The sequence below is a fragment of the Actinomadura sp. 3N407 genome, assembly GCF_052245875.1.
Taxonomy (GTDB): Bacteria; Actinomycetota; Actinomycetes; order Streptosporangiales; family Streptosporangiaceae; genus Spirillospora.
On the sequence record NZ_JBQQBP010000002.1, the window covers coordinates 150,691 to 170,884 of the forward strand.

The window sequence follows — 20,194 nt, forward strand, 5'->3', positions numbered from 1 at the left end:
GTCACGTGCCCGTGGACGACCTTCGGAAACCCGGCCGTCCGGCCTGCGGGAGGATGCGTTCGCCGCGTCGCGAGCGTCGAACGAGGTCGCCGGCGGCCGCCGGCCATTGGGGATGGTCGAAGGCGAAACCCGCTTCGAGGAGCCGGCCGGGGACGACGCGGCGGCTCTTCAACAGGAGTTCGGTGTCCGAGCGCATCGCCAGCGCTCCGAGTTCCGCCATCCACGCGGTCGCGGGCAGGCCCACCGGGACGCCCCACGCGGCCCGCAGCGCGCGCATGAACCGGCGCTGCGGGAGGGGGTTCGGGGCGGCGAGGTTCACCGCCCCGGCGATGTCGTCCCGGTCGACCAGGAACTCGATAGCGCGGACGAAGTCCCGGTCGTGGATCCAGGACACGTACTGCGCGCCGCCCGCGACCGGTCCGCCGAGGCCGAGCCGCGCCAGCCGCAGCAGGACGTCGAAGACGCCGCCGCGGTCCGGGCTCATGACCATGGCGGAGCGCAGGGCGACCTTGCGGGTGGACGGGGTCTCGGCCCGTTCCTGTGCCCGCTCCCAGTTCTTCGCGATCTTGACGCTGTAGGCCCAGTAGCCCGGGACTCCGGGTTCGGCGCCGCCGAGCACGCCGGTCGCCTCGTCGTTGGGGGCGCCGAAGCGGTGGGCGTAGATGGTCGCGGTGCTCATCTGCAGCCAGACCCGGGGCGGCCGTGCGGCGGCCGCGATCGCCTCACCCACGACCTGGGTGGAGTGCACGCGCGAGTCCATCATGGCCTGCAGGTTGGCCGGCGTGTAACGGCAGCTGACGCTGCGTCCGGCCAGGTTGATCACCACGTCGCTGCCATCGACGACCTCGGCCCAGGCGCCCGCCGTCCGGCCGTCCCAGCCGACCTCGCGCTCGCGCGTCGGCCTCCTGGTCAGGACCACGACCTCGTGGCCCGCCGCGGTCAGGGCGCGATCCAGAATCGCGCCCACCTGCCCGGTCCCCCCGGGAATCACAATCTTCATCGCGCACCCCTCGGCATGTGCGAACAGCCTAACCCCGAGAACTGAACACGTTCAAAGAGGGGTGCGCCTCTCCCGCGTCATGGTGTTCGAGCAGGTTTCCGCGTCGGCGGCTACACGGTGGTGAGGTAGTCCCGCAGGCCGGCCAGGTCGTCGGGGACGCCCCATGCCTGAAGCATGGTCTCGATCACCGCGTCGTCCCACGAGTCCGGGGGCAGGTCGGCGAGGGCCCGGACAACGTCGCGTTGCCGGTCGTCGAGGTCCTCGAAGGGTTCGAGCTCGTCGCCCGCCGGGAGTTCCTCCTCGTCATAGGGGACCTTGATGCCGGCCAGGAACGGCGCCGTGGTGTGGATCGAGGAGTCGCCCAGGTCAAGGATGCCGAAGGCGAACGTCAGCGCCGCCCCCACCATCAGCCGCGTCTGTGCCACCGGGCCGGTGCGCAGCCCCTCGAGGGCCCGGTCGAACGCGGCCGGGTCGGCTTCGGCGTTCCGCAGGGACCGCGTGGCCGACTCGAGTGAGCCCGAGGCGGCGAGGGTGCGGAAGGCGTCGTCGGTGTGGCCGAGATTCGCCCAGACGGAGGAGACGGTGAGCTGCCCGATCACGGTCTCGTCCACCTCGCTCAGGCCCACGAGCGCCGTCGCCGCCGCGAGCCGGTGCACGGGACGGTCACCGGACAGGAACGTGCGGATACGCGGGATCGCCGGCCGGTGCCCGAGCATACCGAGCGCGGTGATCACGTTGCTGAGCGCGAAGGCGTCGCTCTCGGCCTCCAGGCGTGCGCTCAGGGCGGGGATCGAGGAGGCCGCTTCCTCCGGGAACAGACCCAGCAGGGCGGCGGTCCAGGTGCGCAGGCCGCTCTCGGGGGACTCCAGCAGCGGCCGCAGCACCGGGACGCCCACCAGAACGGCGTCGTAAACGGCCAGATCAATCTCCATTGCACGCAATTCGGCCTGCGGATCCCGCTTCTCACGCAGCCAGGTGCGCCTGTCGCGCTGGTGCTCGTTCGGCGCCTCCGCCACCCAGGCGTCGAGCCGGCGCTCCCATCCCTCCGGGGTCAGCGTGCGCCGTTCCCGGAGGTCGGCACGCCAAGCGGCGATGTCGACGCCGTGCGGCAGCTTGTCGTCCGGGTAGCCGACGGACAGCATCATGAGCAGGTGAACGATCTCCGCGCGATCGGGCGTGGCCGGATCCGCGGCCAAGGCGACCAGGAAGGGCACCGTCGCGACGGTCGCCGGATAGCGGGTTCCCTGGTGCCAGATGCTGTGCCACAGGCGTTCGTTGAGCGCTTCCCCGCGCTCGTCGGAGGAGGGGGATCGCAGCGCTCGCAATGCGGCGGGGATCCCCTCCGCCGACCCGTAGGCGTGGCGGAGGGACGCCCAGTCGATGTCGTCGAGTCCTTCAAGAGGGTCCATGACCTTCATCCTGCCGGGCACCGACCCTACGGCACGGCCCCTTCTGGAACCCCACGCGGCGGCGGATGGCGCTCAGTCGGCGATCGCCGGATAGATCGGCTCCTCCCCGTACTCGTATTCGTCGTCCTCATCCTCGTCCTCGTACTCTTCGAGTTCCTGGCGCTCGCCGACGTCAACGCCGACCCCGGCCTCGGTGAACCGGCCGCGGAGCCGCTCGGTCATCTCCTCCGACATGTGGTGGTAGTGCAGGTCGAGGCGGTCCAAGTCGAGGAACACCGGGGTATCGAGCAGAATCTGGGCGCCCTTGTCGGTGAGGGTCCCCAGTGACAGGTCGAGTACGGACAGCCGGCCGGTGACGGGGGCGTCGGCCAAGGCGGCGACCAGCGCATCGGTGTCCTGCCCGTTGCGCAGTCCGAGGGATGTCAGGGCCGGGAAGGCCGCGCCCGCGAGCAGCGGAGCCAGGTCCTCCGGGGAGGCGCCGTCGCCGTCGGCCGAGCCGAGGTACAGCTCCAGGTGCTCCAGCGCCGGAAGATCCGAGGAGAGGACGCCGCGCACCACGGCCGGGTCGAGCCGATGGGTCTCGAACGTCAGGCGTCGAAGCTCATCGTGCCGGGGCACGTTCCAGGCGAGGGTGAACGTCCCCCAACTCCCCCCGAACGTCATCTCGTCGGCCCCCCGGACGATGAACTCGCGCAATCCGGGAAAGGCGGCCAGGAGCGGGGAGACATCGGTCTGCGCGATCCACGAGAGCCTGTCGGTCTCCTCGCGGGTGACCTCACCGAAGAACAACGCGCGCAGCGCGGGGAATGCCCCGGCGTACTCGGTCAGCACGTCGCGGACGGCGTCCACGTGGTCGTTGGCCAGCGCGGGATCCCAGCAGTTCCCGACGATCAGTGCGGTGACGGCGGCGGTGTCGATCTCGGCGATGAAACGCCCGAGGTGGGTCCGGAAGTCCTCCTCTTCCCCGAAGGGCATCAGCTGCAGCCGCCACGCGAACGCGCCCGGCCCGGCCTTCGCCGCCGCGAAAGCTTCGTCCGGCGGAAGCGCGTCGGGCCTGGGAAGGCCCTGCTCCTCCGCCTCGAACCCGGCGCGCAGAAGCCGCGTGGCGAGCACCTCACGTGAGGGGAACTCGATGGTTCGCAGCCCTGCGAATTCAGGGAGATGCTTCAGGTTCGGCATGCACGGGCTCCTCACGACGACAGTGCCGATCAAGGTACACGGAGCCCGACAGTCCGCCGTGCCGTCATGCCGGCCGGTCGTCGCCGGATCTTCGGCGCTCGACTCCGCGCCGCATCGCTTCGAGCAGAACCTTCACCACGAGGCCCAGGATGACGAGGTCGCCGAACATCTGCACCGTCGTCAAAGCACGTGCCGCCTGCGAGCGGGGCTCACCACGTACGGGCGGCAGGGTGTTCAGCGCCTTCGGAGGGTGAAGGTGGTGCAGTCGCGGGTGAGAATGCGGCCCTTGATCCTGCTGGGCCGGGCCTCGGTGACATCGGCGGAGAGTGCCACCCGCACGTAGCCGCCGCCTTCGGGCTCGTCCACCCATTGGTCCGGGTCCAGTGTGAGGTGGCCGTTGTACAGGAGACCGGTCTGTTCGAAGGAACTGTAGGGGCGATCGGGATTGCCGGGCACGGGACTCGACTCGAAGAGCGACTTCAGCTCGCCGTCGTCGCCCTTGCGGATCGTGAGCTTCAACCCGGTCGGTTTGCCGCTGCACTGGTAGGTCCCCGCCCACGTGCCGGTGACCGCCGAAACGGGGGTGCGGTGCGTGACCGCCTTCGTCCGGGACAGCACGACCGTGTCACCGAACTTGGGGTCGACGGAGATCTGGTTCTTGTCGCCGGTCAGGTCGAGTCGGAGATCGGAGCAGTGAGGGGACCCCTTCATCCGTTTGGATTCGAGGAGAACCCGGCGCTCGTACGCCTCCTTCACTCTCCCGGTCGCCACGCACTCTTCCTTCAAGGAGGTGATCCGGACAACCGCCACCCGGTCGCCCTGCTTTCCCTGCTCAACGGAGAGAAGCATTTCCATCGGGTCGCTCTTCGAGTCCACCTCGCCCGACCATGTGCCGACGAACTCCGCCGGCACGGACGCGGTGACCTTACCCCGCTCCTCCCTGTCCTCCGCCTGCCGCTTCTCCGATTGAAAGCCGGCGAAGGCGATGAGGCCGATGAAGGCGAGGACGGCGCAACCGGCGGCCATCAGCACTTGCCTGGTGATCGCGAAGACGAAGATGAAAGCCCCGAAGGACACTGCGACGAAGAGCACTGATCCCCCGGGATGACAACGGCCGGTGCGACGCCGAGCGTCAGCCTTACCGCGTTCGTACGTGGACGCCTCGGTCCAGGATTTCTACCACGAGGCCCGGCAGGTCGGCGATCCATATCTCCCCACCTCGTCGATCGACCGGGGGGGGGGCGGCGAAAGCTTACCAAGTGGTAAGTTCTGTGCGTGCGTACTTCGTTTCCGGACGGGTTCCTCTGGGGCGCGGCGACCAGCGCCCACCAGACCGAGGGGAACAATGTGGCCAGCGACTTCTGGGCGCTGGAGAACAGGCCCGGCTCGTTCCTCCCCCAGCGCAGCGGGGACGCCTGCGACTCCTACCACCGCTGGCGGGAGGACCTCGACATCGTGCGGGGCCTCGGGCTCAACGCGTACCGCTTCAGCATCGAGTGGGCGCGCGTCGAGCCGGTGGAAGGCCATGTCTCGCGGGCCGAACTGGCTCACTATCGCCGCCTGATCGAAGGGTGCCTGGAACGCGGCCTCACTCCGGTGGTGACGCTGCACCACTTCACGAGCCCGTTGTGGTTCCAGAAGGCGGGCGGCTGGAAGGCGCCGGGGGCGGTCGAAGGTTTCCGCCGCTACGTGCGCGCCGTCCTCCCGATCCTGGACGGCGTCGAGTGGGTCTGCACGATCAACGAGCCGAACATGCTCGCGATGATGGCCGCCGCGGTGAAGGCGGAGAAGCGCGAGGAGAACGTCGCGGGCGCGATGCCGCCGCCCGACCGGGCCATCGCGGACGCGCTGACGGCCGCGCACCGCGCCGCCAGGGAGGAACTCGCCGGGTTCAGGTCCGGGTGGACGATCGCGAACCAGAACTTCGAGGCGGTCGGCGGCGCGGACGCCGAATGCGAGGAGTGGGCCTGGTCGCGGGAGGACCGGTTCCTCGACGCCGCCGCGTCCGACGACTTCATCGGCGTGCAGGCGTACACGCGGGTGCGGATCGGCCGGGACGGAGCGCTGCCCGTCCCGGACGACGCCCGCCGCACCGTCACCGGCTGGGAGTTCTACCCGGAGGCGCTCGGCAACGCCGTCCGGCACACGGCGTCCCGCGTTCCTGGCGTGCCGATCCTGGTGACCGAGAACGGCATCGCGACGGCCGACGACGCCGAGCGCGTCGAGTACACCCGGGGCGCCCTGGCCGGGCTGCACGAGGCGATCAAGGACGGGATCGACGTGCGCGGCTACCTGCACTGGTCCCTGCTCGACAACTACGAGTGGGGTTCCTACGAGCCGACGTTCGGGCTCGTCGCGGTCGACCGCACGACGTTCGCGCGGACGGTCAAGCCGAGCGCCCGCTGGTTCGGCGATGTCGCCTCGGGCCGGGCGGCCTACCCGTCCTGACCGTCGAGGTTCCGGACGGCCGCCACGAGGTCGTCCACGACCTCGGTGGTCAGGCCGATGCCGAACGTGCTGAACTTCGCGAGCGGGATGCCGCGCGCCAGCGCGAAGAGCGCCGGTGAGCTCACCGCGGTGCCGGTCAGGGCCGGCGCGAGCCGTTCCTTGAGCACCCGGCCGCCGACCGGATGGTCGAGCCATTCGCCGAGGGTGGACATCCGCCCGAGGGCGTCCACGTGTCCGTCGCCGGCGGCGGTCAGTTCGGCGCGCAGCCGGATGTCGCGGGACGAGGCGCCCACCTCGACCGTGAAGGTTCCCGCGTCGATCCGCCAGCCGCCGCGGGCGACCGACCACCATGCGATATCGCGTCCCGACAGCGTGAACGAGACCCGCGTCCCGGCGCCGGCGGCCAGTTCGACCTTGGTGAAACCGCGAAGCTCGTGCCGGGGACGCGTCGGCATGTCCTCATCGAAGGCGACGTAGAGCTGGACGACCTCGGAGGCGGTTCGCCCACCGGTGTTGGCGACGGTGCATTCCACGGCCCACTCGTTCGCCCCCGTCTCGCGGACGGCCAGGTCGGAGTACTCGAACCGCGTGTAGGTCAGGCCGTGCCCGAACGGGTAGGCGACGTCCGTCCCGAGGGTGTCGTGATACCGGTAGCCGACGTACCGGCCCTCGCCGTACGCGACGTGACCGTCCGAGCCGGGGAAGTGCAGGTGGGACGGGACGTCCGCGAGCCGGTTCGGGATCGTCTCGGTGAGCCGCCCGGACGGGCTGCACACGCCGAGCAGCAGGTCGGCGATCGCCGAGCCGCCCGCCTGGCCGGGCAGCCACGCTTCGAGGATCGCGTCGGCGTCGTCCTGCCAGTCCGCGACCGACACGACTCCGCCGTTGGCGAGCACGACGACGACCCGCGGGCACACCCGGGCGACCTCGCGGAGCAGGTCGATCTGCACGCCCGGCAGGTCGATGGACGTCCGGTCGAACCCTTCGGACTCCGCTTCACCGGGCAGCCCGAGGAACACCAGTGCCACGCCGGCCGCCGATGCGGTCTCGGCCGCCTCCCGGGCCAGTCGCCCGTCCGGTTCCCCGTCCAGGCGGTATCCGGCGGCGAAGGTCGTGTCCGGCCCGGCCGCCTTCAGGGCGTCCCAGGCGGAGTCCAGCCTGGTCGGGACGACATGAGAGCTGCCGTGCCCCTGGTAGCGGGGGCTCCGGGCGAGTTCTCCCACCACGGCGACCCGCTGCGCCGCCACGTCCAGCGGCAGGACGGAGTGCTCGTTCTTCAGCAGGACGGCCGATCCGCGCGCCGCCTCGCGGGCCAGTTCGTGGTGCGCGTCGATGTCCCAGTCGTCGGCGGGCTCGGCCGCGGAGACGCGCCGCGCCAGCGTCCGCACCCGCTCGGCCGCCAGCGTGACGGCCGGCTCGGGCAGCCGGCCCGCCCGGACGGCGGCGACGATCTCCTGGTCGGTGCCGGTGGGCGGCATCTCCAGGTCGAGCCCGGCCGCGAGGGCGGCGACCCGGTCGTTGACGGCGCCCCAGTCGGAGACGACGACGCCGTCGAAGCCCCACTCGCCGCGCAGGACCTCGGTGAGCAGCCAGGGGTTCTCACTCGCGTAGACGCCGTTGATCTTGTTGTAGGAGGACATGACCGCGTGCGGCCGGGCGTCGCGGACGATGTACTCGAACGCCGCCAGGTAGATTTCGCGGAGCGTCCGCTCGTCCACGTCGGCGCTGATCCGCATGCGGTCGGTCTCCTGGTTGTTGACCGCGAAGTGCTTGACGCACGCGCCGATTCCGAGCGACTGGATCCCCGTGACGATGGCGGCGCCCATGATCCCCGTCAGGTGCGGGTCCTCGGAGAAGTACTCGAAGTTGCGTCCGCACAGCGGGGAGCGCTTGATGTTGACGCCCGGCCCGAGGACGACGTCGGCGCCGAGCGCGGACGCCTCCCGGGCGAGCGCCTCGCCGACGCGGCGGGCCAGGCCGGCGTCCCAGGACGAGCCGAGCGCGACGGACGGCGGGAAGCAGGTGGCGGGGACGCTGTCGGTGAGGCCGAGCGCGTCGCCCGACCCCCTGACCTGCCTGCGGATCCCGTGGGGTCCGTCCGCGAGCCTGATGGCGGGGACCACGTCCCGGACGGCGGTCGTGCGCCAGGTGCTGTCGCCGGACGTGAGCGACGCCTTCTCTTCCAGCGACAGCTCGCCGGTGGCGGTCGGTACGGACTCGGACCGGGTCATGAGTTCCCTCGGGGAGCGAAGTCGGTGGTGAGGCCGAGCTGGCGGAGGAAGGCGACGACGGACGCGTGCATGTCGACCGCGTCCGGTTCCAGGAGCCACTGGGTCTGCAGACCGTCCATCAGCCCCAGGAGCTGGCCCGCGACGAGTTCCGGGTCGTGGGTCAGCGGCGGGTCCGCCTGCGCGAACAGTGCCGTGAACGCCTGCGTCAGCCGTTCGCGGAGCAGCCGGTAGCGCTCGACGAAGTAGTCGTGCGCCGGGTGCTCGGGGTCGGCGGCCTCACCGGAGATCTTCACGTACAGGCCGACGAGGCCCGGCGTCTGCATGTTGCGCCAGACGATGCCGACGATGATGCCGAGCAGTTCCTCGGGCCGGTCCTGCACGCCGGGGCCGAACAGCAGCTTGGCGTCGACCCGGTCCCGCCGTCCGAGCACCTTGATCAGCAGGCTCTCCTTGCCGGGGAAGTGGTGCAGCAGCCCCGCGTGGGTCAGGCCCGCGTGCGCGGCGATGTCGCGCAGCGACACCGCGTGGAACCCCGACTTGGAGAAGAGCTCGGCCGCGGAGTCGAGGATGCTCGCGCGGGTTCGCTCGCCCTTCGTCGGCTTGCGCGCGGTCTGTTCGGTCATTGAGCGGGGGCCTCTCTGGGATGTCCGGCGTTCTCGGGCACACCGGGGGCGCCGGCGGTGCGTGGGGTGCTGCGCCAACGGTACGGCCTGCGCCTTCCTCCCTGCCGCAGCGAAACCTACCAGTTGGTTAAATTCGTCTCAGAAAACCTACCACGTGGTTAGTTCCATCTGTATGCTCGCCGGAATGAAGAAGATCACAAGGGGCACCGCCCTCCTCGCGGCCTGCGTCACCGCGACCGCCCTGGCGGGATGCGCCGACTCCGGCGGCGAGACCGGAGCGTCGGCGAACCTCACCATCGCCACCCTGACCCTTCCGCAGAGCCTCGACCCTGCGGATGCGACCGGCAGCGCGCTGCCGTTCTTCCAGGCGGTGTACGACACGCTGGTCAAGCGCGAGGCGGACGGGTCGTTCAACCCGATGCTCGCCACCAAGTGGGAGTACAACAGCGACCGCACCGAACTGACGCTCACGCTGCGCGGCGACGTGAAGTTCGACGACGGCTCGCCGTTCGACGCGGCGGCGGTGAAGGCGAACATGGAGCGCTTCGCCAAGGGGACGGGGGCCTCCGCCAAGACGCTCCAGGACGTCGAATCGATCGAGGTGGTCGACAAGACGCACCTGACCCTGAACCTCGCCCAGCCCAACCCCGCGATGCTGCACTACCTCAGCGACGCGGCCGGGCTGATGGCCAATCCCGCCGGCTTCGGCAAGTCCGGCGACCCGCTGAAGACCAGGCCGGACGGCACAGGCCCCTACGACCTCGACCCGGGGCGGACGGCCATCGGCACCAAGTGGGTCTACAAGCGGGCCCCGGACTACTGGGGCGCCCGCCTGCCCTACAACGAGGTCACGTTCCGGTACTTCAACAACGAGACCGCGATCGTCAACGGGATCAAGACGGGGCAGATCAACGCCGCGCTGCTCCAGGCCGCCGATCAGCAGCTGCGGATCGAGTCGGACCCGAAGGTCGAGGCGACCAAGCAGGAGTTCGACTTCCAGGGCCTGCTGCTCTTCGACCGCGACGGCAAGATCACGCCCGCGCTCGGCGACCCCCGCGTCCGGCAGGCGCTGAACCACGCGATCGACCGCAAGACGATGCTGGACAAGCTCCGCCAGGGCCGCGGCGAGCTCACCGACCAGGTCTTCGGCACCCAGACCGCGGCCTACGACAAGCGCCTCGACACCTACTACGCGCACGACCAGGCCAAGGCCCGCGACCTGCTCGAGCAGGCCGGGTACGCGGACGGGTTCACCCTCAAGCTGCCGCGCATCACGGCGATCGTCCCCGACGCGCTGGCCGCCTCGCTGAAGACCGACCTCGGGGCCATCGGCGTCGAGGTGGTCTGGGACGTCATCGACCCGTCGCAGGTCAAGCGGATCTACACCGAACGCGAGTACTCCGCGATGGTGATGAACGTCGGCCAGTCCTCCAACGACTGGGTCACCATCGGCGGGCTGGTCCTGCCCGGGATCGGCAACATGTTCGGCACGACCGACGCCACGGTGCAGAAGCTGCTGCCCAAGATCCAGGCGACGTCGGCCGACAAGGCGCAGGCGGACCTGCGGGCGCTCAACGAGCACCTCGTCGAGGACGCCTGGTTCGTGCCGTTCTACCGGATGTCGTACCTGCACGTGTCGGACGGGAGCGTGAAGATCAAGCCGCAGGCGGGGATGGCCGTCCCGTCCATCTACAACTACGCGCCGGCCTGATGCCGGGCTTCGTTCTCCGCAGGTCCGCGTCGGGAGCGGTGCTCCTGTTCGTGATCTCCTTCCTGGCCTACCTGCTGCTGTCGATCCCGGACAACGACGTGGGACGCCAGCTCCTCGGCGGCCAGGCGTCCCAGGACCTCGTCGACGCCAAGAACGCCGAACTCGGGCTGGACCGCACCGTGCTCGTCCAGTACGCCGACTGGCTGGCGCACGCCGTCCGCGGCGACTTCGGGACGTCGTGGTTCACCGGCGAGAACGTGGTCCAGGCGATCTCCACCCGGCTGCCGGTCACCGTCAGCCTGATGGTCGGCGTCACGCTCGTCACGGCCGTGCTGTCGCTGCTGCTGGGCGTGTGGGCGGGCGTCCGGCGCGGCCCCGTCGACCGGTTCGTGCAGATCCTCGGCGTCGTCGGGTACGCGCTGCCGGGCTTCCTGGTCACGCTGATCATCGTCGTGGTGTTCGCGGTGCGGCTGCGCTGGTTCCCCGCCATCGGCTACACCGGTCTGACCGAGTCGCCGTCCGGCTGGCTGTCCACGGTCACGCTGCCGATCGCGTCGCTGTCGATCGCGGGCGTCGCCGGGGTCTCCCAGCAGGTCCGCGGCGCGGTGATCGACGTCCTCCGGCAGGACTACGTCCGGACGCTGCGGGCGCGCGGGCTGCCGCCGTCCCGGATCCTGTTCCGGCACGTGCTGCGCAACGCGGCGGCGCCCGCGCTGACCGTCCTCGGCATGCAGTTCGTCGGCCTGCTCGGCGGCGCCGTGCTGGTGGAGCAGATCTTCGGGCTGCCGGGCATCGGCAGCATGACCGTCACCTACACCACCCGCGGCGACATCCCCGTGATCATGGCGCTGGTCATGGTCACCGTGATCGGCGTGATCGCGGTCAACCTCCTCGTGGACGTCCTGATCGGCTGGCTCAACCCGAAGGCGAGACTCACATGAGCGGAACCCGGCGGTCGGGGGCCGTCCGGCGGCTCCTGCGGAACCCGCTCGGCGTGATCTCCGGGGTCGTGCTGCTGGCCATCACCCTGGCGGTGATCTTCGCGCCCGCCCTCAGCCCGCAGGACCCGGGCGCCGCCGACCTGAGCGACTCGTTCGCCGGTCCCGGCGCCGGGCATCCGCTCGGCTTCGACTCGGCGGGACGCGACGTCCTGTCGCGCCTGCTGCACGGCGGCCGCAACACCCTCGGCGGCGCGGTCATCGCCCTGCTCGTCGCCCTCGGCATCGGCGTCCCGTCCGGGCTGCTGGCGGGCTACCGGGGCGGACGGTTCGACGCGGCGGCGAACTGGACGGTCAACCTCGTCATGGCGCTGCCGGCGATGGTGGTGCTGCTGGCGTCCCGCGCGATCCTCGGCTCGACGGTGTGGGTGCTGATGATCGTCCTCGGCGTGCTCGTCGCGCCGAGCTTCTTCCGGCTGGTGCGCGGCATCGTCGCCGGGGTGCGGGGCGAGCTGTACGTGGACGCGGCGCGCGTGTCGGGTCTGACCGACCTGCGGATCGTGGCCCGGCACGTGCTGATCGTGGTGCGCGCCCCGATCATCATCCAGACCGCGCTCGTCGCCGGGCTGGCGATCGGGCTGCAGGCGGGGCTGGAGTTCCTCGGCATCGGCAGCGGCGACACCCCGACCTGGGGCGCGATGCTCAACGAGGCGTTCCAGAACATGCAGCGCGCCCCCACCATGATCGTGTGGCCGGGGCTCGCGCTGGGCCTCACCAGCGCGTCGCTGGTGCTGCTCGCCGGTGCGCTGCGGGACGCGCTGGAGGACCGCGGGACGTCCCCGTCCCGGCGCCCCCGTCCCAGGACCGCCGTCGCCCCGCCCGGTGCCGACGCGACCGGGACCGCTCTGCTGTCCGTGCGCGGCCTGTCGGTCGCGTACGCCCAGGCCGACGGCACCGCCAAGGAGGTCGTGCACGGCGTGGACCTCGACGTGCGGGAGGGAGAGATCGTCGGGCTGGTCGGGGAGTCGGGTTCCGGCAAGACGCAGGCGGCGTTCTCGATCCTGGGGATCCTGCCCGAGGGCGGCCATGTGAGCGGCGGCAGCGTCATCGTGGACGGACGGGAGGTCGTCGGCCTGCCCGAGCGGGAGCATCGCGCGCTGCGCGGCGGTGTCATCGCCTACGTCCCGCAGGAGCCGATGAGCAACCTCGACCCGTCCTTCACCATCGGGAGCCAGCTCGTGGAGCCGATGCGCTACAAGCTCGGCATCTCCAAGGCCGAGGCGCGTGAGCGAGCCCTCGGCCTGCTGCGCACGGTGGAGATCGACGACCCGGGGCGGACGTTCGGCTCGTACCCGCACGAGATCTCCGGGGGCATGGCGCAGCGCGTGCTCATCGCGGGGGCGATGTCGTGCGACCCGCGGCTGCTCATCGCGGACGAGCCGACCACCGCCCTCGACGTCATGGTGCAGGCGGAGGTGCTCGGCCTGCTGAAGCGGCTGCAGCGGGAACGGGGCCTCGGCGTCCTGCTGGTCACCCACGACCTCGGCATCGTCGCGGACGTGTGCGACCGCGTGGCCGTGATGCACGGCGGGCGCGTCGTCGAGACCGGCCCGGCGGCGCGGGTCCTCCGCGACCCCCGCGAGTCCCCCACCCGGCGGCTGCTCGACGCCGTCCTGGACGACATGCCGGCACGGGAGCCCTGGCGTCCGGCGGAGGCCGCGGAAGGCGCGTCGTTGAAAGGCGAGAAGGCGTGAACGTGAACGCGACGGTGAACGTGAACGATGAGCTGCTGACGGTCGAGGACCTGCGGGTCTCCTTCCCTGGGAAGGGCCGGCGCGCCCCGCGCAACGAGGTGCTGCGCGGCGTCTCCCTGGGCGTCCGTCCCGGGGAGACCCTCGGCCTGGTCGGCGGGTCGGGGTCGGGCAAGACGACGATCGGCCGGGCGATCCTCGGGCTCGCCCCCGTCCGGTCGGGCGCGATCACGTTCGCGGGGGAGCGCGTCGAGCGGGCGGCGGCCGGGCGGCGCCGCGAGCTCAGCAGGGACCTCCAGGTCGTCTTCCAGGACCCCTACACGTCGCTGAACCCGTCGCTGACCATCGGTGACACGCTGTCCGAACCGCTGCTGGCACAGGGGCGCGGCAGGGCGGACGCGCGCCGCCGCGTCGGGGATCTGCTCGACCGTGTCCGGCTGCCGTCCGACGCCGCCGGGCGGCTGCCGCGCGAGTTCTCCGGCGGGCAGCGCCAGCGCGTGGCCATCGCCCGCGCGCTCGCGATCGGGCCGAAGCTGATCGTGTGCGACGAGCCGGTGTCGGCGCTCGACCTCACCACGCAGAAGACCGTCCTGGAACTGCTCCTGGAACTGCAGGAGCAGACGGGCGTCGCCTACCTGTTCATCTCCCACGACCTGTCGGTGATCCGGGTCGTGAGCCACCGGGTCGCCGTCGTCCACGAGGGCCGGATCGTGGAGACGGGCGACGCGGCGGAGGTGACGTCGCGGCCACGGCACGCCTACACGCAGGCCCTGATGGCGGCGGCGTCCCACGCGACGGCGTCCCACAGAACGGCGGCCCCCGGGACGGAGTCCTAGGGCTCGAACACGTCCGCGGAGCGGTAGTAGCCGTCGAGGCCGAGGCGGCTCCACCAGTCGCCGTGCCCGGCCACGCGGGCGCGGTAGCCGTCCCAGTCCGTGCGGGACGGAGTCCACGCCTTCTCCGCGATGCCCGCCAGCCGGGGCAGCAGGAGGAACGTGAGGTCGTCGAACCCCGCGACGGTCTCGCACCAGACGGCGGCCTCCACCCCGGCGAGCCGCGCCGCGTCCGGGATCTCCGTCAGCGCCGTCGGCGACCAGCCGAACAGCTCGCGACAGGTGCGCGGCTCGTAGGAGTCGTGCCCGACCTCCGTCCGCCGGGCGGTCTGCCCGGCGAGCCGGGACTCCTCGGCGTACTGGCGGTCGAGGTACATGACGCTGCTGGCCGAGGCGAGGACCGGGGCACCCGAGGCGACCGCGGCCGGGACGTCGTGCACCGAACGGGCGAACGTCTCCGCGACGATGTCCAGCAGCGGATGGTATTCGGACGGTGTCTTCTCCCGGGCCGCTTCGAGGTCGAACTCGTCACCGGCCCCGATCCACGCCTGCGCCACGTCCGCTGAGGTCAGCGCACCCGACCTGGCGATCTCCTGCCAGCCCACGACATTCTTCCCGGTGCCGCGCGCGATCTCCAGGGCGCGGACGACGAACGCCGTGAACAGCTCTTCCGGCATGCCGAACGCCTCGTCGCCGCCGAGGTGCAGATACGGGCCGGGTGTGAGGGCGGCGACCTCCTGGAGAACGTCCTGGACGAACCGGAACGTCACCTCGGCGCGCGGGTCGAGGTAGGCGAGGTACCTGTGCGGGGGCTCCGCATCGCCCTGCAGCTCGGGATAGGCGCGGACGGCCGCCAGCACGTGACCGGGCATGTCCAGCTCGGGGACGACGGTGACGAACCGCGCCGCCGCGTACGCGACGATCTCCCGGTAGTCGTCCCGCGTGTAGAACGGCCGCGCGGCGTCGCCGGTCAGCCGCGGCCACCGTGAGATCTCCAGGCGCCACGCCTGGCTGTCGGACAGGTGCAGGTGCAGGACGTTGAACTTGTAGAGGGCCAGCACGTCGATGACCTTCTTCACCTGCTCGACGGTGAAGAACCGGCGGACGACGTCCAGTGACAGCCCGCGCCACGCCATGGCCGGGCCGTCCGCGATCAGCGTCGCGGGGACGGCGCCGCCGCCCGTGCGGTCCGGTTCGAGAAGCTGCGCGAACGTGGTCGCGCCTCGGAACAGCCCCTCGGGCGAAGACGCGGTCACGGTGGCGCCTTGCTCACGGACGTCCAGCTCGTACAGTTCGCGTCCGTCGTCGCCCTCGTCCAGCGGGTCGATGCCCTGGACGCGCACGATGTCCGCGACCGGCGGGTCCTGCGTCAGCAGCAGCGTCAGGTCGCCCTCGCCGCCGACGCGCAGAACCGGGTCCACGCCGTGCAGCGTCCGCAGCAGGCCGACGACGACCTCGCCCAGCCCTCGCAGGCTCTCGGACGGTACGGCGACACGGGGCCGCGGGCCGAGCCGCAACGGCGCGTCTCCGGCCGGCGTCACTCGCTGAGGAAGGGGCACGAGGGCGGCGGTTTCACTCACCCCCATTTTCTACCACGTGGTAAGCAATGGTGCCGCGGTGAGTCAGACGTGGTCGGCCGGCTGGACCAGGGGACGCAGCAGAGTGGCCTGGACGCGGTGGTCCTCGCCGACACCCGTCATCGGGTACTTCTGCGCGATCCGCAGGTGGTCGCGCAGCAGACGGGCCACGCCGTCGGCGTCGCCCTCCTCGATGAGGGCGAGCGCCTGAGCGTGCTCGTCCAGGGCCCGGCGGCGCAGCGCCGGCTCGGGGAAGAAGCCCGCACGGGTGGCGTGCTCGGACCAGTCCCTCTCCTGCGCCGTCCACAGGGTCTCCAGGGCACCAGCCACGACGAACAGCGTCTCGTTGCCGCAGAGCCGGACGATCGCCTCGTGGAACTCGCGGGACGCCGGCGTCGCGCGCTTCTCGTCACCGGTCTCGACGGCGTCCACGAGGCTCTCGTGGGCGCGGCGCAACGCGGGCACGACGGCCGTGTGCCGGTCGGGACGCTGCGCGCAGAGTGAGGCGCAGAACGGCTCTATCTGCTGGAGCGCGAACCCCACGTCCGGCAGCGCGGCCTGCCTCGACTCCAGGACGAGCGCGAGCATGTAGGCGACGCTGTCGCGCTTCGGCGCGTGCACGACCGACCCGCCGGTGTTACCGCGCCGGACGGTGATCAGGCCCTCGGTCTCCAGGATCCGCAGCGCCTCCCGGGCGGCGAGCTTGCTGACCCCGAACTCCTCCAGCAGATCGGACTGCTTGGGCAGCAGGCTCCCATCGGGCAACTCGCCTCTCAGGATCCGTGCCCGCAGCGTGTCGGCGAGCAGGTCCGCCACCCGCGGCTGGCGCATCTGCGCACGCGGTTCCGGGGCACCCGTGTCCTCCACCGTGTCCGTTTCCTCTCGGCTGTCGTTGTTCCGGCCATCACCCGCATCTCATCTTCCCCCCTGCGGCGAGACGGCGCGCGCCGCGTCCTCGGGCCTCCCGGAGGCCGTGACGCCCATCGCGCGCTGATACGCGGCGTCCAGGTCGCGGCCCCCGTCGACGGGGTCGGACGCCTGGCCGCGCAGCAGCACATAGCCGCGGTCGAGACGGTCCCGGATGGCCCCGATGGACGGCTCGACGACCACCACGGCGGTGCCCTCGTCGGCGAGCCGGCGAGCGGTGTCCATCAGCTCGGCGACGATGAGGGGCGCCAGGCCGGTGGACATCTCGTCCAGCAGCAGCGCCTTCGGGGAGCCCATGAGGGCGCGGGACACCGCCAGCATCTGCTGCTCGCCGCCGCTGAGGACTCCCGCGAGCGCCCGTGCCCGCTCCCGCAGGACGGGGAAACGGTCGAGCGCCGCCTCGACCTCGCCGGCGGGCAGGCCGAGCGTGTCCACCATGACCTGGAGGTTCTCCCGGACGGTCAGCCTCGGGAAGATCTGCCTGCCCTGCGGGACGAGCGCGAGCCCGCGGCCGGCGCGGCGGGCGGCGCTCAGCCCGCCGATGTCCTCGCCGTCCAGGGTGACGCGGCCGGTCGACGCGACGGACCCGTACGCGGCGAGGAGCAGGCTGGACTTCCCCGCGCCGTTGGGGCCGACGACGCCGGTGACCGCTCCGCCCGTGAAGGTGAGCGAGGCGTCCGCCACGGCCACGGACTCGCCGTACCGGACGGACAGCCCGCTCACCGTGAGCTCATGCGCGTCCCTGGATTTACGCGACAACGTTCTCACCGCCGGTTCCGAAGTAGACGTCCTGCATCTCTGGGCTGGCCAGGCATTCGGCGGGATCGCCGTCGAAGACGACCGTGCCGGAGCGCAGCAGCATGATCCGGTCGACGAGGGACGCGACGATGTCCACGTTGTGGTCGACCAGGATGATCCCGCAGCCCTCGGCCCGGACCGCGCGCACCGCGTCGGAGATCGCCGCGATGCCGGCCGAGTCGGCGCCGGCGAACGGCTCGTCCAGCAGCAGCACGGACGGTTCCTGGGCGAGCGCGCGGGCGACCTCGACGAGCCGTTGCTCGCCGAGCGTGAGGTCGCCGCAGCGGCGGCCCAGATCGCCGATCTCCAGGGCGGCGGCGACACGGTGCAGGGTGGCGTCGAAGCGGGCCCCGGCGGGACGGAACGCGCCCGCGACCAGCCCGCCGATCAGCCCGCCGATTCCGGCGAGCTTCGGCGCCGCGGCGCCGAGCAGGATGTTCTCGCGGACGGTGAGGTCCAGCGCCAGGTGCGGGTGCTGGAACGTCCGGGCGAGGCCGGCGCGGGCGCGGCGCGACGGCGGGCCGGTGAGCCTGCGGCCCCGGATGGACAGGCTCCCCCCGTCGGCGGGCTGCGCGCCGTCGAGCAGGTCGACGAGTGTCGTCTTCCCGGCGCCGTTTGGGCCGATCAGGCCGAGGACCTCCCCGGCCGACAGGCGCAGCGACACGTCGTCGACCGCGTGGACACCGCCGTAGCTCTTGCGGAGCCCGGTGCCCTCCAGCAGAACGGTCTCGGTCATCGCCGTGCTCCTCCCGCCGGTGCTTCGTCCTTGGGCGCCCCGCCCTCGGGTGCTTCGCCCTCGCGGGCGAGGAGTCCGCGCAGCCATCGCGCGCCCCGCCCGGTGTAGCCGAGGATGCCGCCCGGCGCGATCAGCAGCACGGCCAGCACCGCCACGCCGAAGATCAGCGATCCGGCGCGCTCGAAGATCTGCAGGTTGAAGGTCAGCTCGACGACCAGAACCGCGCCGAGCACAGGTCCCCATGCCGACCCCTGCCCGCCCAGCAGCGGCATGAAGATCGCCAGCATGATCAGGTGGAGTGTGAACGTGTCCGGGCCGATCGCCAGATTGGCGGTGGTGAACAGGCCGCCGCCGAGCGACGCGATCGCCGCGCCGGCCCCGAGGACGGTCAGCCGGAGCGTGGGGACGCCGATCCCGGCGGCCTCCACGGCGGCCGGGACGTCCCGGGAGCTCTGCAGCGCGACCCCGAACGGCGACCGGCGGATCCGGTCCACCGCCACCGCGACGATCCACACGACCAGCAGGGTGAGGGCGATGAACGTCTGCCGGTCCAGCTCGTTTCCGAACAGGGTGAGCGGACGGATGGAGCCGATGCCGAGCGCCCCGCCGGTGATGCTCTCGGCGTCCAGGAGGAAGCTCTGGAACGCCATGCCGAACAGCAGCGTCACCGCCGCCAGGTAGAAGCCCGACAGCCGCCGCGTCGCGAACCCGAGCACGACGGCCAGCAGCGCGGACGCGACCGCGCCGAGCAGGTAGGCGACCGGCAGCGGCCAGCCGGTCTTCGTCGCGACGAGCCCGACCGCGTACCCGCCGATCGCCACGTAGGCGCTGTAGGCGAGCGAGAGCGCACCGGCCAGGTTGAACGGCATGTACATGCCGAGCGCCAGCAGCGCGTAGGTGGCGCCGAGGAGCGCCAGGTCCTGCTTGAACAGGTCGCCGCCCGCCCACGCGATCACGCACAGGGTCAGCGCGAACGTGCCGAGAATGCGGCCCGTCTCCGCCGACCGGACCCACCCGAACGACCCGACGCCCGCGGGCCCCTTCTGCGTCGCTTCGCTCATATTCTCTCCTCCTGTGGGGGGACGCCCCCCCACACCCCCCGGTTCGCCGCGCTCATATTCGGACCTTCCGCACGAACAAGCCGCTGGGACGCAGCGCGAAGAACAGGATCGCGACGGCCAGGACGGCGTAGTCGAGCGACGCGCTGCCCAGGTAGTAGGGGACGAAGGTCTGGGCGAGTGCGAGCAGCAGCCCGCCGGCCAGCGGCGCCCACACCGAACCGGTGCCGCCGATGACCATGGCGAGGAAGCCCGAGAGCGCCCAGCCGAACCCGGACTGGAAGCTCACCCCCGCCTTGGCCGAGAACAGCTGCCCCGCCAGGCCCACGACGAGGCCGGCGAGCCCGAACGCGACCAGCCGCACCCGCCCGACCGGCATCCCGAGGGTGCGCGCCGCCTCCCGGTTGCTGCCGACCGCGCGCAGGATCCGGCCGTACTTGGACTTGCGCATCCACAGCCACACGCCGGTGAACGAGACGAGCGTGCAGGCGACGAGCACGAGCGTCTGCCCGTCGATGGTGACCACGCCGAGGTCGAGGGACGTGCCGGGCAGCCATGACCGGCCCGGCATGAGCTGCCGTCCGAACAGGGTGCCGGCGAGCTGCTCGACCGCGAACAGCACCGCGACCACCGCGATGAGGGACGGCAGTTCACCGCCGCCCGTGCGCGCGTCGATCGGCCGGACGAGCGCGATCTCGGTGACCACCGCGAGCACCCCGGCGATCGCGATGCCGAGCACGGCGGCGAACCCGAGCGGCCAGCCCTGCTTGACCATCAGCCACGAGGCCGTCAGGCCGGAGAACATCGCGAACGGGCCGAGCGCGAAGTTGAAGAAGTCGGCTCCTTCGAGGACGAGGTAGTAGCCGAGGGCCACCAGCCCGAAGAAGCACCCGACATGGACGACCGAGACCCACAGTTGCGCTGACATCACGCTCCTTCCGGCCGTGTTCTGCCGGCCGCGTCTGTGGGATCTTA

At 71.4% G+C, this 20,194-nt stretch carries 17 protein-coding genes; 5 read left to right on the forward strand and 12 right to left on the reverse strand.

Annotation, left to right across the window (positions count from 1 at the left end; genetic code table 11):
- Window position 1 precedes the first annotated feature (1 nt).
- The 4 genes from ACTWPP_RS04785 to ACTWPP_RS04800 all read right to left on the reverse strand — a co-directional run bounded on the left by ACTWPP_RS04785 (window position 2) and on the right by ACTWPP_RS04800 (window position 4,680).
- Window positions 2–1,000 (reverse strand): TIGR01777 family oxidoreductase, encoded by a 999-nt coding sequence (locus ACTWPP_RS04785; RefSeq protein ID WP_443102840.1) that lies wholly within the window; start codon window positions 998–1,000, stop codon window positions 2–4.
- A gap of 110 nt (window positions 1,001–1,110) precedes the next feature.
- A complete protein-coding gene (locus tag ACTWPP_RS04790) occupies window positions 1,111–2,409 on the reverse strand; it encodes a HEAT repeat domain-containing protein (protein ID WP_443102841.1) in 1,299 nt (432 codons plus the stop codon).
- A gap of 72 nt (window positions 2,410–2,481) precedes the next feature.
- The gene (locus ACTWPP_RS04795) at window positions 2,482–3,588 is read right to left on the reverse strand and encodes an STM4015 family protein (RefSeq protein WP_443102842.1); all 1,107 of its coding nucleotides are present in this window, start codon (window positions 3,586–3,588) and stop codon (window positions 2,482–2,484) included.
- A 234-nt stretch (window positions 3,589–3,822) separates the two neighbouring features.
- On the reverse strand, window positions 3,823–4,680 hold the full coding sequence (locus tag ACTWPP_RS04800; protein WP_443102843.1) for a hypothetical protein: 858 nt from the start codon (window positions 4,678–4,680) through the stop codon (window positions 3,823–3,825).
- A gap of 183 nt (window positions 4,681–4,863) precedes the next feature.
- Between ACTWPP_RS04800 and ACTWPP_RS04805 the strand changes: the two genes are divergently transcribed.
- A complete protein-coding gene (locus ACTWPP_RS04805) occupies window positions 4,864–6,036 on the forward strand; it encodes a glycoside hydrolase family 1 protein (RefSeq protein ID WP_443102844.1) in 1,173 nt (390 codons plus the stop codon).
- Here ACTWPP_RS04805 and ACTWPP_RS04810 read toward each other — a convergent pair.
- Complete coding sequence (locus tag ACTWPP_RS04810; RefSeq protein WP_443102845.1) at window positions 6,024–8,267, reverse strand: glycoside hydrolase family 3 C-terminal domain-containing protein; 2,244 nt, start codon at window positions 8,265–8,267, stop codon at window positions 6,024–6,026. The two genes, ACTWPP_RS04805 and ACTWPP_RS04810, sit on opposite strands and share 13 nt — an antisense overlap.
- Window positions 8,264–8,890, reverse strand: a complete 627-nt coding sequence (locus ACTWPP_RS04815) for a TetR/AcrR family transcriptional regulator (RefSeq protein WP_443102846.1) — start codon at window positions 8,888–8,890, stop codon at window positions 8,264–8,266. The genes ACTWPP_RS04810 and ACTWPP_RS04815 overlap by 4 nt, the downstream gene beginning before the upstream one ends.
- A 184-nt stretch (window positions 8,891–9,074) precedes the next feature.
- On the opposite strand from ACTWPP_RS04815, the gene ACTWPP_RS04820 reads away from it, so the two are divergent.
- From ACTWPP_RS04820 to ACTWPP_RS04835, 4 genes are read left to right on the forward strand one after another with little or no spacing between them, the layout of a single operon-like run.
- Window positions 9,075–10,601: an ABC transporter substrate-binding protein gene (locus ACTWPP_RS04820; protein WP_443102847.1), complete on the forward strand. Its 1,527-nt coding sequence runs from the start codon at window positions 9,075–9,077 to the stop codon at window positions 10,599–10,601.
- Entirely contained in the window at window positions 10,601–11,542 is a 942-nt protein-coding gene (locus tag ACTWPP_RS04825; RefSeq protein WP_443102848.1) for an ABC transporter permease, read from the forward strand. The genes ACTWPP_RS04820 and ACTWPP_RS04825 overlap by 1 nt, the downstream gene beginning before the upstream one ends.
- Window positions 11,539–13,293, forward strand: coding sequence for a dipeptide/oligopeptide/nickel ABC transporter permease/ATP-binding protein (locus tag ACTWPP_RS04830; protein ID WP_443102849.1), 1,755 nt, complete (start codon window positions 11,539–11,541; stop codon window positions 13,291–13,293). The genes ACTWPP_RS04825 and ACTWPP_RS04830 overlap by 4 nt, the downstream gene beginning before the upstream one ends.
- On the forward strand, window positions 13,290–14,126 hold the full coding sequence (locus ACTWPP_RS04835; protein ID WP_443102850.1) for an ATP-binding cassette domain-containing protein: 837 nt from the start codon (window positions 13,290–13,292) through the stop codon (window positions 14,124–14,126). The genes ACTWPP_RS04830 and ACTWPP_RS04835 overlap by 4 nt, the downstream gene beginning before the upstream one ends.
- On the opposite strand, the gene ACTWPP_RS04840 is transcribed toward ACTWPP_RS04835, so the two are convergent.
- The 6 genes from ACTWPP_RS04840 to ACTWPP_RS04865 are packed head-to-tail and all read right to left on the reverse strand — an operon-like array spanning window position 14,123 to window position 20,147.
- Window positions 14,123–15,703 carry a family 20 glycosylhydrolase gene (locus ACTWPP_RS04840; protein WP_443102851.1) on the reverse strand — a complete coding sequence of 527 codons (1,581 nt, stop codon included), beginning with the start codon at window positions 15,701–15,703 and terminating at the stop codon, window positions 14,123–14,125. The genes ACTWPP_RS04835 and ACTWPP_RS04840 overlap by 4 nt on opposite strands.
- Window positions 15,704–15,745: 42 nt before the next feature.
- Complete coding sequence (locus ACTWPP_RS04845) at window positions 15,746–16,567, reverse strand: FadR/GntR family transcriptional regulator (RefSeq protein WP_443102852.1); 822 nt, start codon at window positions 16,565–16,567, stop codon at window positions 15,746–15,748.
- 48 nt (window positions 16,568–16,615) lie between these two features.
- The gene (locus tag ACTWPP_RS04850) at window positions 16,616–17,350 is read right to left on the reverse strand and encodes an ABC transporter ATP-binding protein (RefSeq protein ID WP_443102853.1); all 735 of its coding nucleotides are present in this window, start codon (window positions 17,348–17,350) and stop codon (window positions 16,616–16,618) included.
- A gap of 25 nt (window positions 17,351–17,375) precedes the next feature.
- Window positions 17,376–18,161: an ABC transporter ATP-binding protein gene (locus ACTWPP_RS04855; protein ID WP_443102854.1), complete on the reverse strand. Its 786-nt coding sequence runs from the start codon at window positions 18,159–18,161 to the stop codon at window positions 17,376–17,378.
- Window positions 18,158–19,222, reverse strand: a complete 1,065-nt coding sequence (locus ACTWPP_RS04860) for a branched-chain amino acid ABC transporter permease (RefSeq protein ID WP_443102855.1) — start codon at window positions 19,220–19,222, stop codon at window positions 18,158–18,160. Before ACTWPP_RS04860 ends, ACTWPP_RS04855 begins: the two co-directional genes overlap by 4 nt.
- A gap of 52 nt (window positions 19,223–19,274) precedes the next feature.
- Window positions 19,275–20,147, reverse strand: coding sequence for a branched-chain amino acid ABC transporter permease (locus ACTWPP_RS04865; protein ID WP_443102856.1), 873 nt, complete (start codon window positions 20,145–20,147; stop codon window positions 19,275–19,277).
- Between the last annotated feature and the right edge of the window lie 47 nt (window positions 20,148–20,194).

Excerpts from the sequence above, each read along its gene's own strand:
- ACTWPP_RS04815 (WP_443102846.1), bottom strand. The coding sequence starts at position 8,890 with ATGACCGAACAGACCGCGCGCAAGCCGACGAAGGGCGAGCGAACCCGC.
- ACTWPP_RS04865 (WP_443102856.1), bottom strand. The coding sequence starts at position 20,147 with ATGTCAGCGCAACTGTGGGTCTCGGTCGTCCATGTCGGGTGCTTCTTC.
- ACTWPP_RS04825 (WP_443102848.1), top strand. The coding sequence starts at position 10,601 with ATGCCGGGCTTCGTTCTCCGCAGGTCCGCGTCGGGAGCGGTGCTCCTG.
- ACTWPP_RS04830 (WP_443102849.1), top strand. The coding sequence starts at position 11,539 with ATGAGCGGAACCCGGCGGTCGGGGGCCGTCCGGCGGCTCCTGCGGAAC.
- ACTWPP_RS04855 (WP_443102854.1), bottom strand. The coding sequence starts at position 18,161 with ATGACCGAGACCGTTCTGCTGGAGGGCACCGGGCTCCGCAAGAGCTAC.
- ACTWPP_RS04860 (WP_443102855.1), bottom strand. The coding sequence starts at position 19,222 with ATGAGCGAAGCGACGCAGAAGGGGCCCGCGGGCGTCGGGTCGTTCGGG.
- ACTWPP_RS04795 (WP_443102842.1), bottom strand. The coding sequence starts at position 3,588 with ATGCCGAACCTGAAGCATCTCCCTGAATTCGCAGGGCTGCGAACCATC.
- ACTWPP_RS04810 (WP_443102845.1), bottom strand. The coding sequence starts at position 8,267 with ATGACCCGGTCCGAGTCCGTACCGACCGCCACCGGCGAGCTGTCGCTG.
- ACTWPP_RS04820 (WP_443102847.1), top strand. The coding sequence starts at position 9,075 with ATGAAGAAGATCACAAGGGGCACCGCCCTCCTCGCGGCCTGCGTCACC.
- ACTWPP_RS04790 (WP_443102841.1), bottom strand. The coding sequence starts at position 2,409 with ATGGACCCTCTTGAAGGACTCGACGACATCGACTGGGCGTCCCTCCGC.
- ACTWPP_RS04785 (WP_443102840.1), bottom strand. The coding sequence starts at position 1,000 with ATGAAGATTGTGATTCCCGGGGGGACCGGGCAGGTGGGCGCGATTCTG.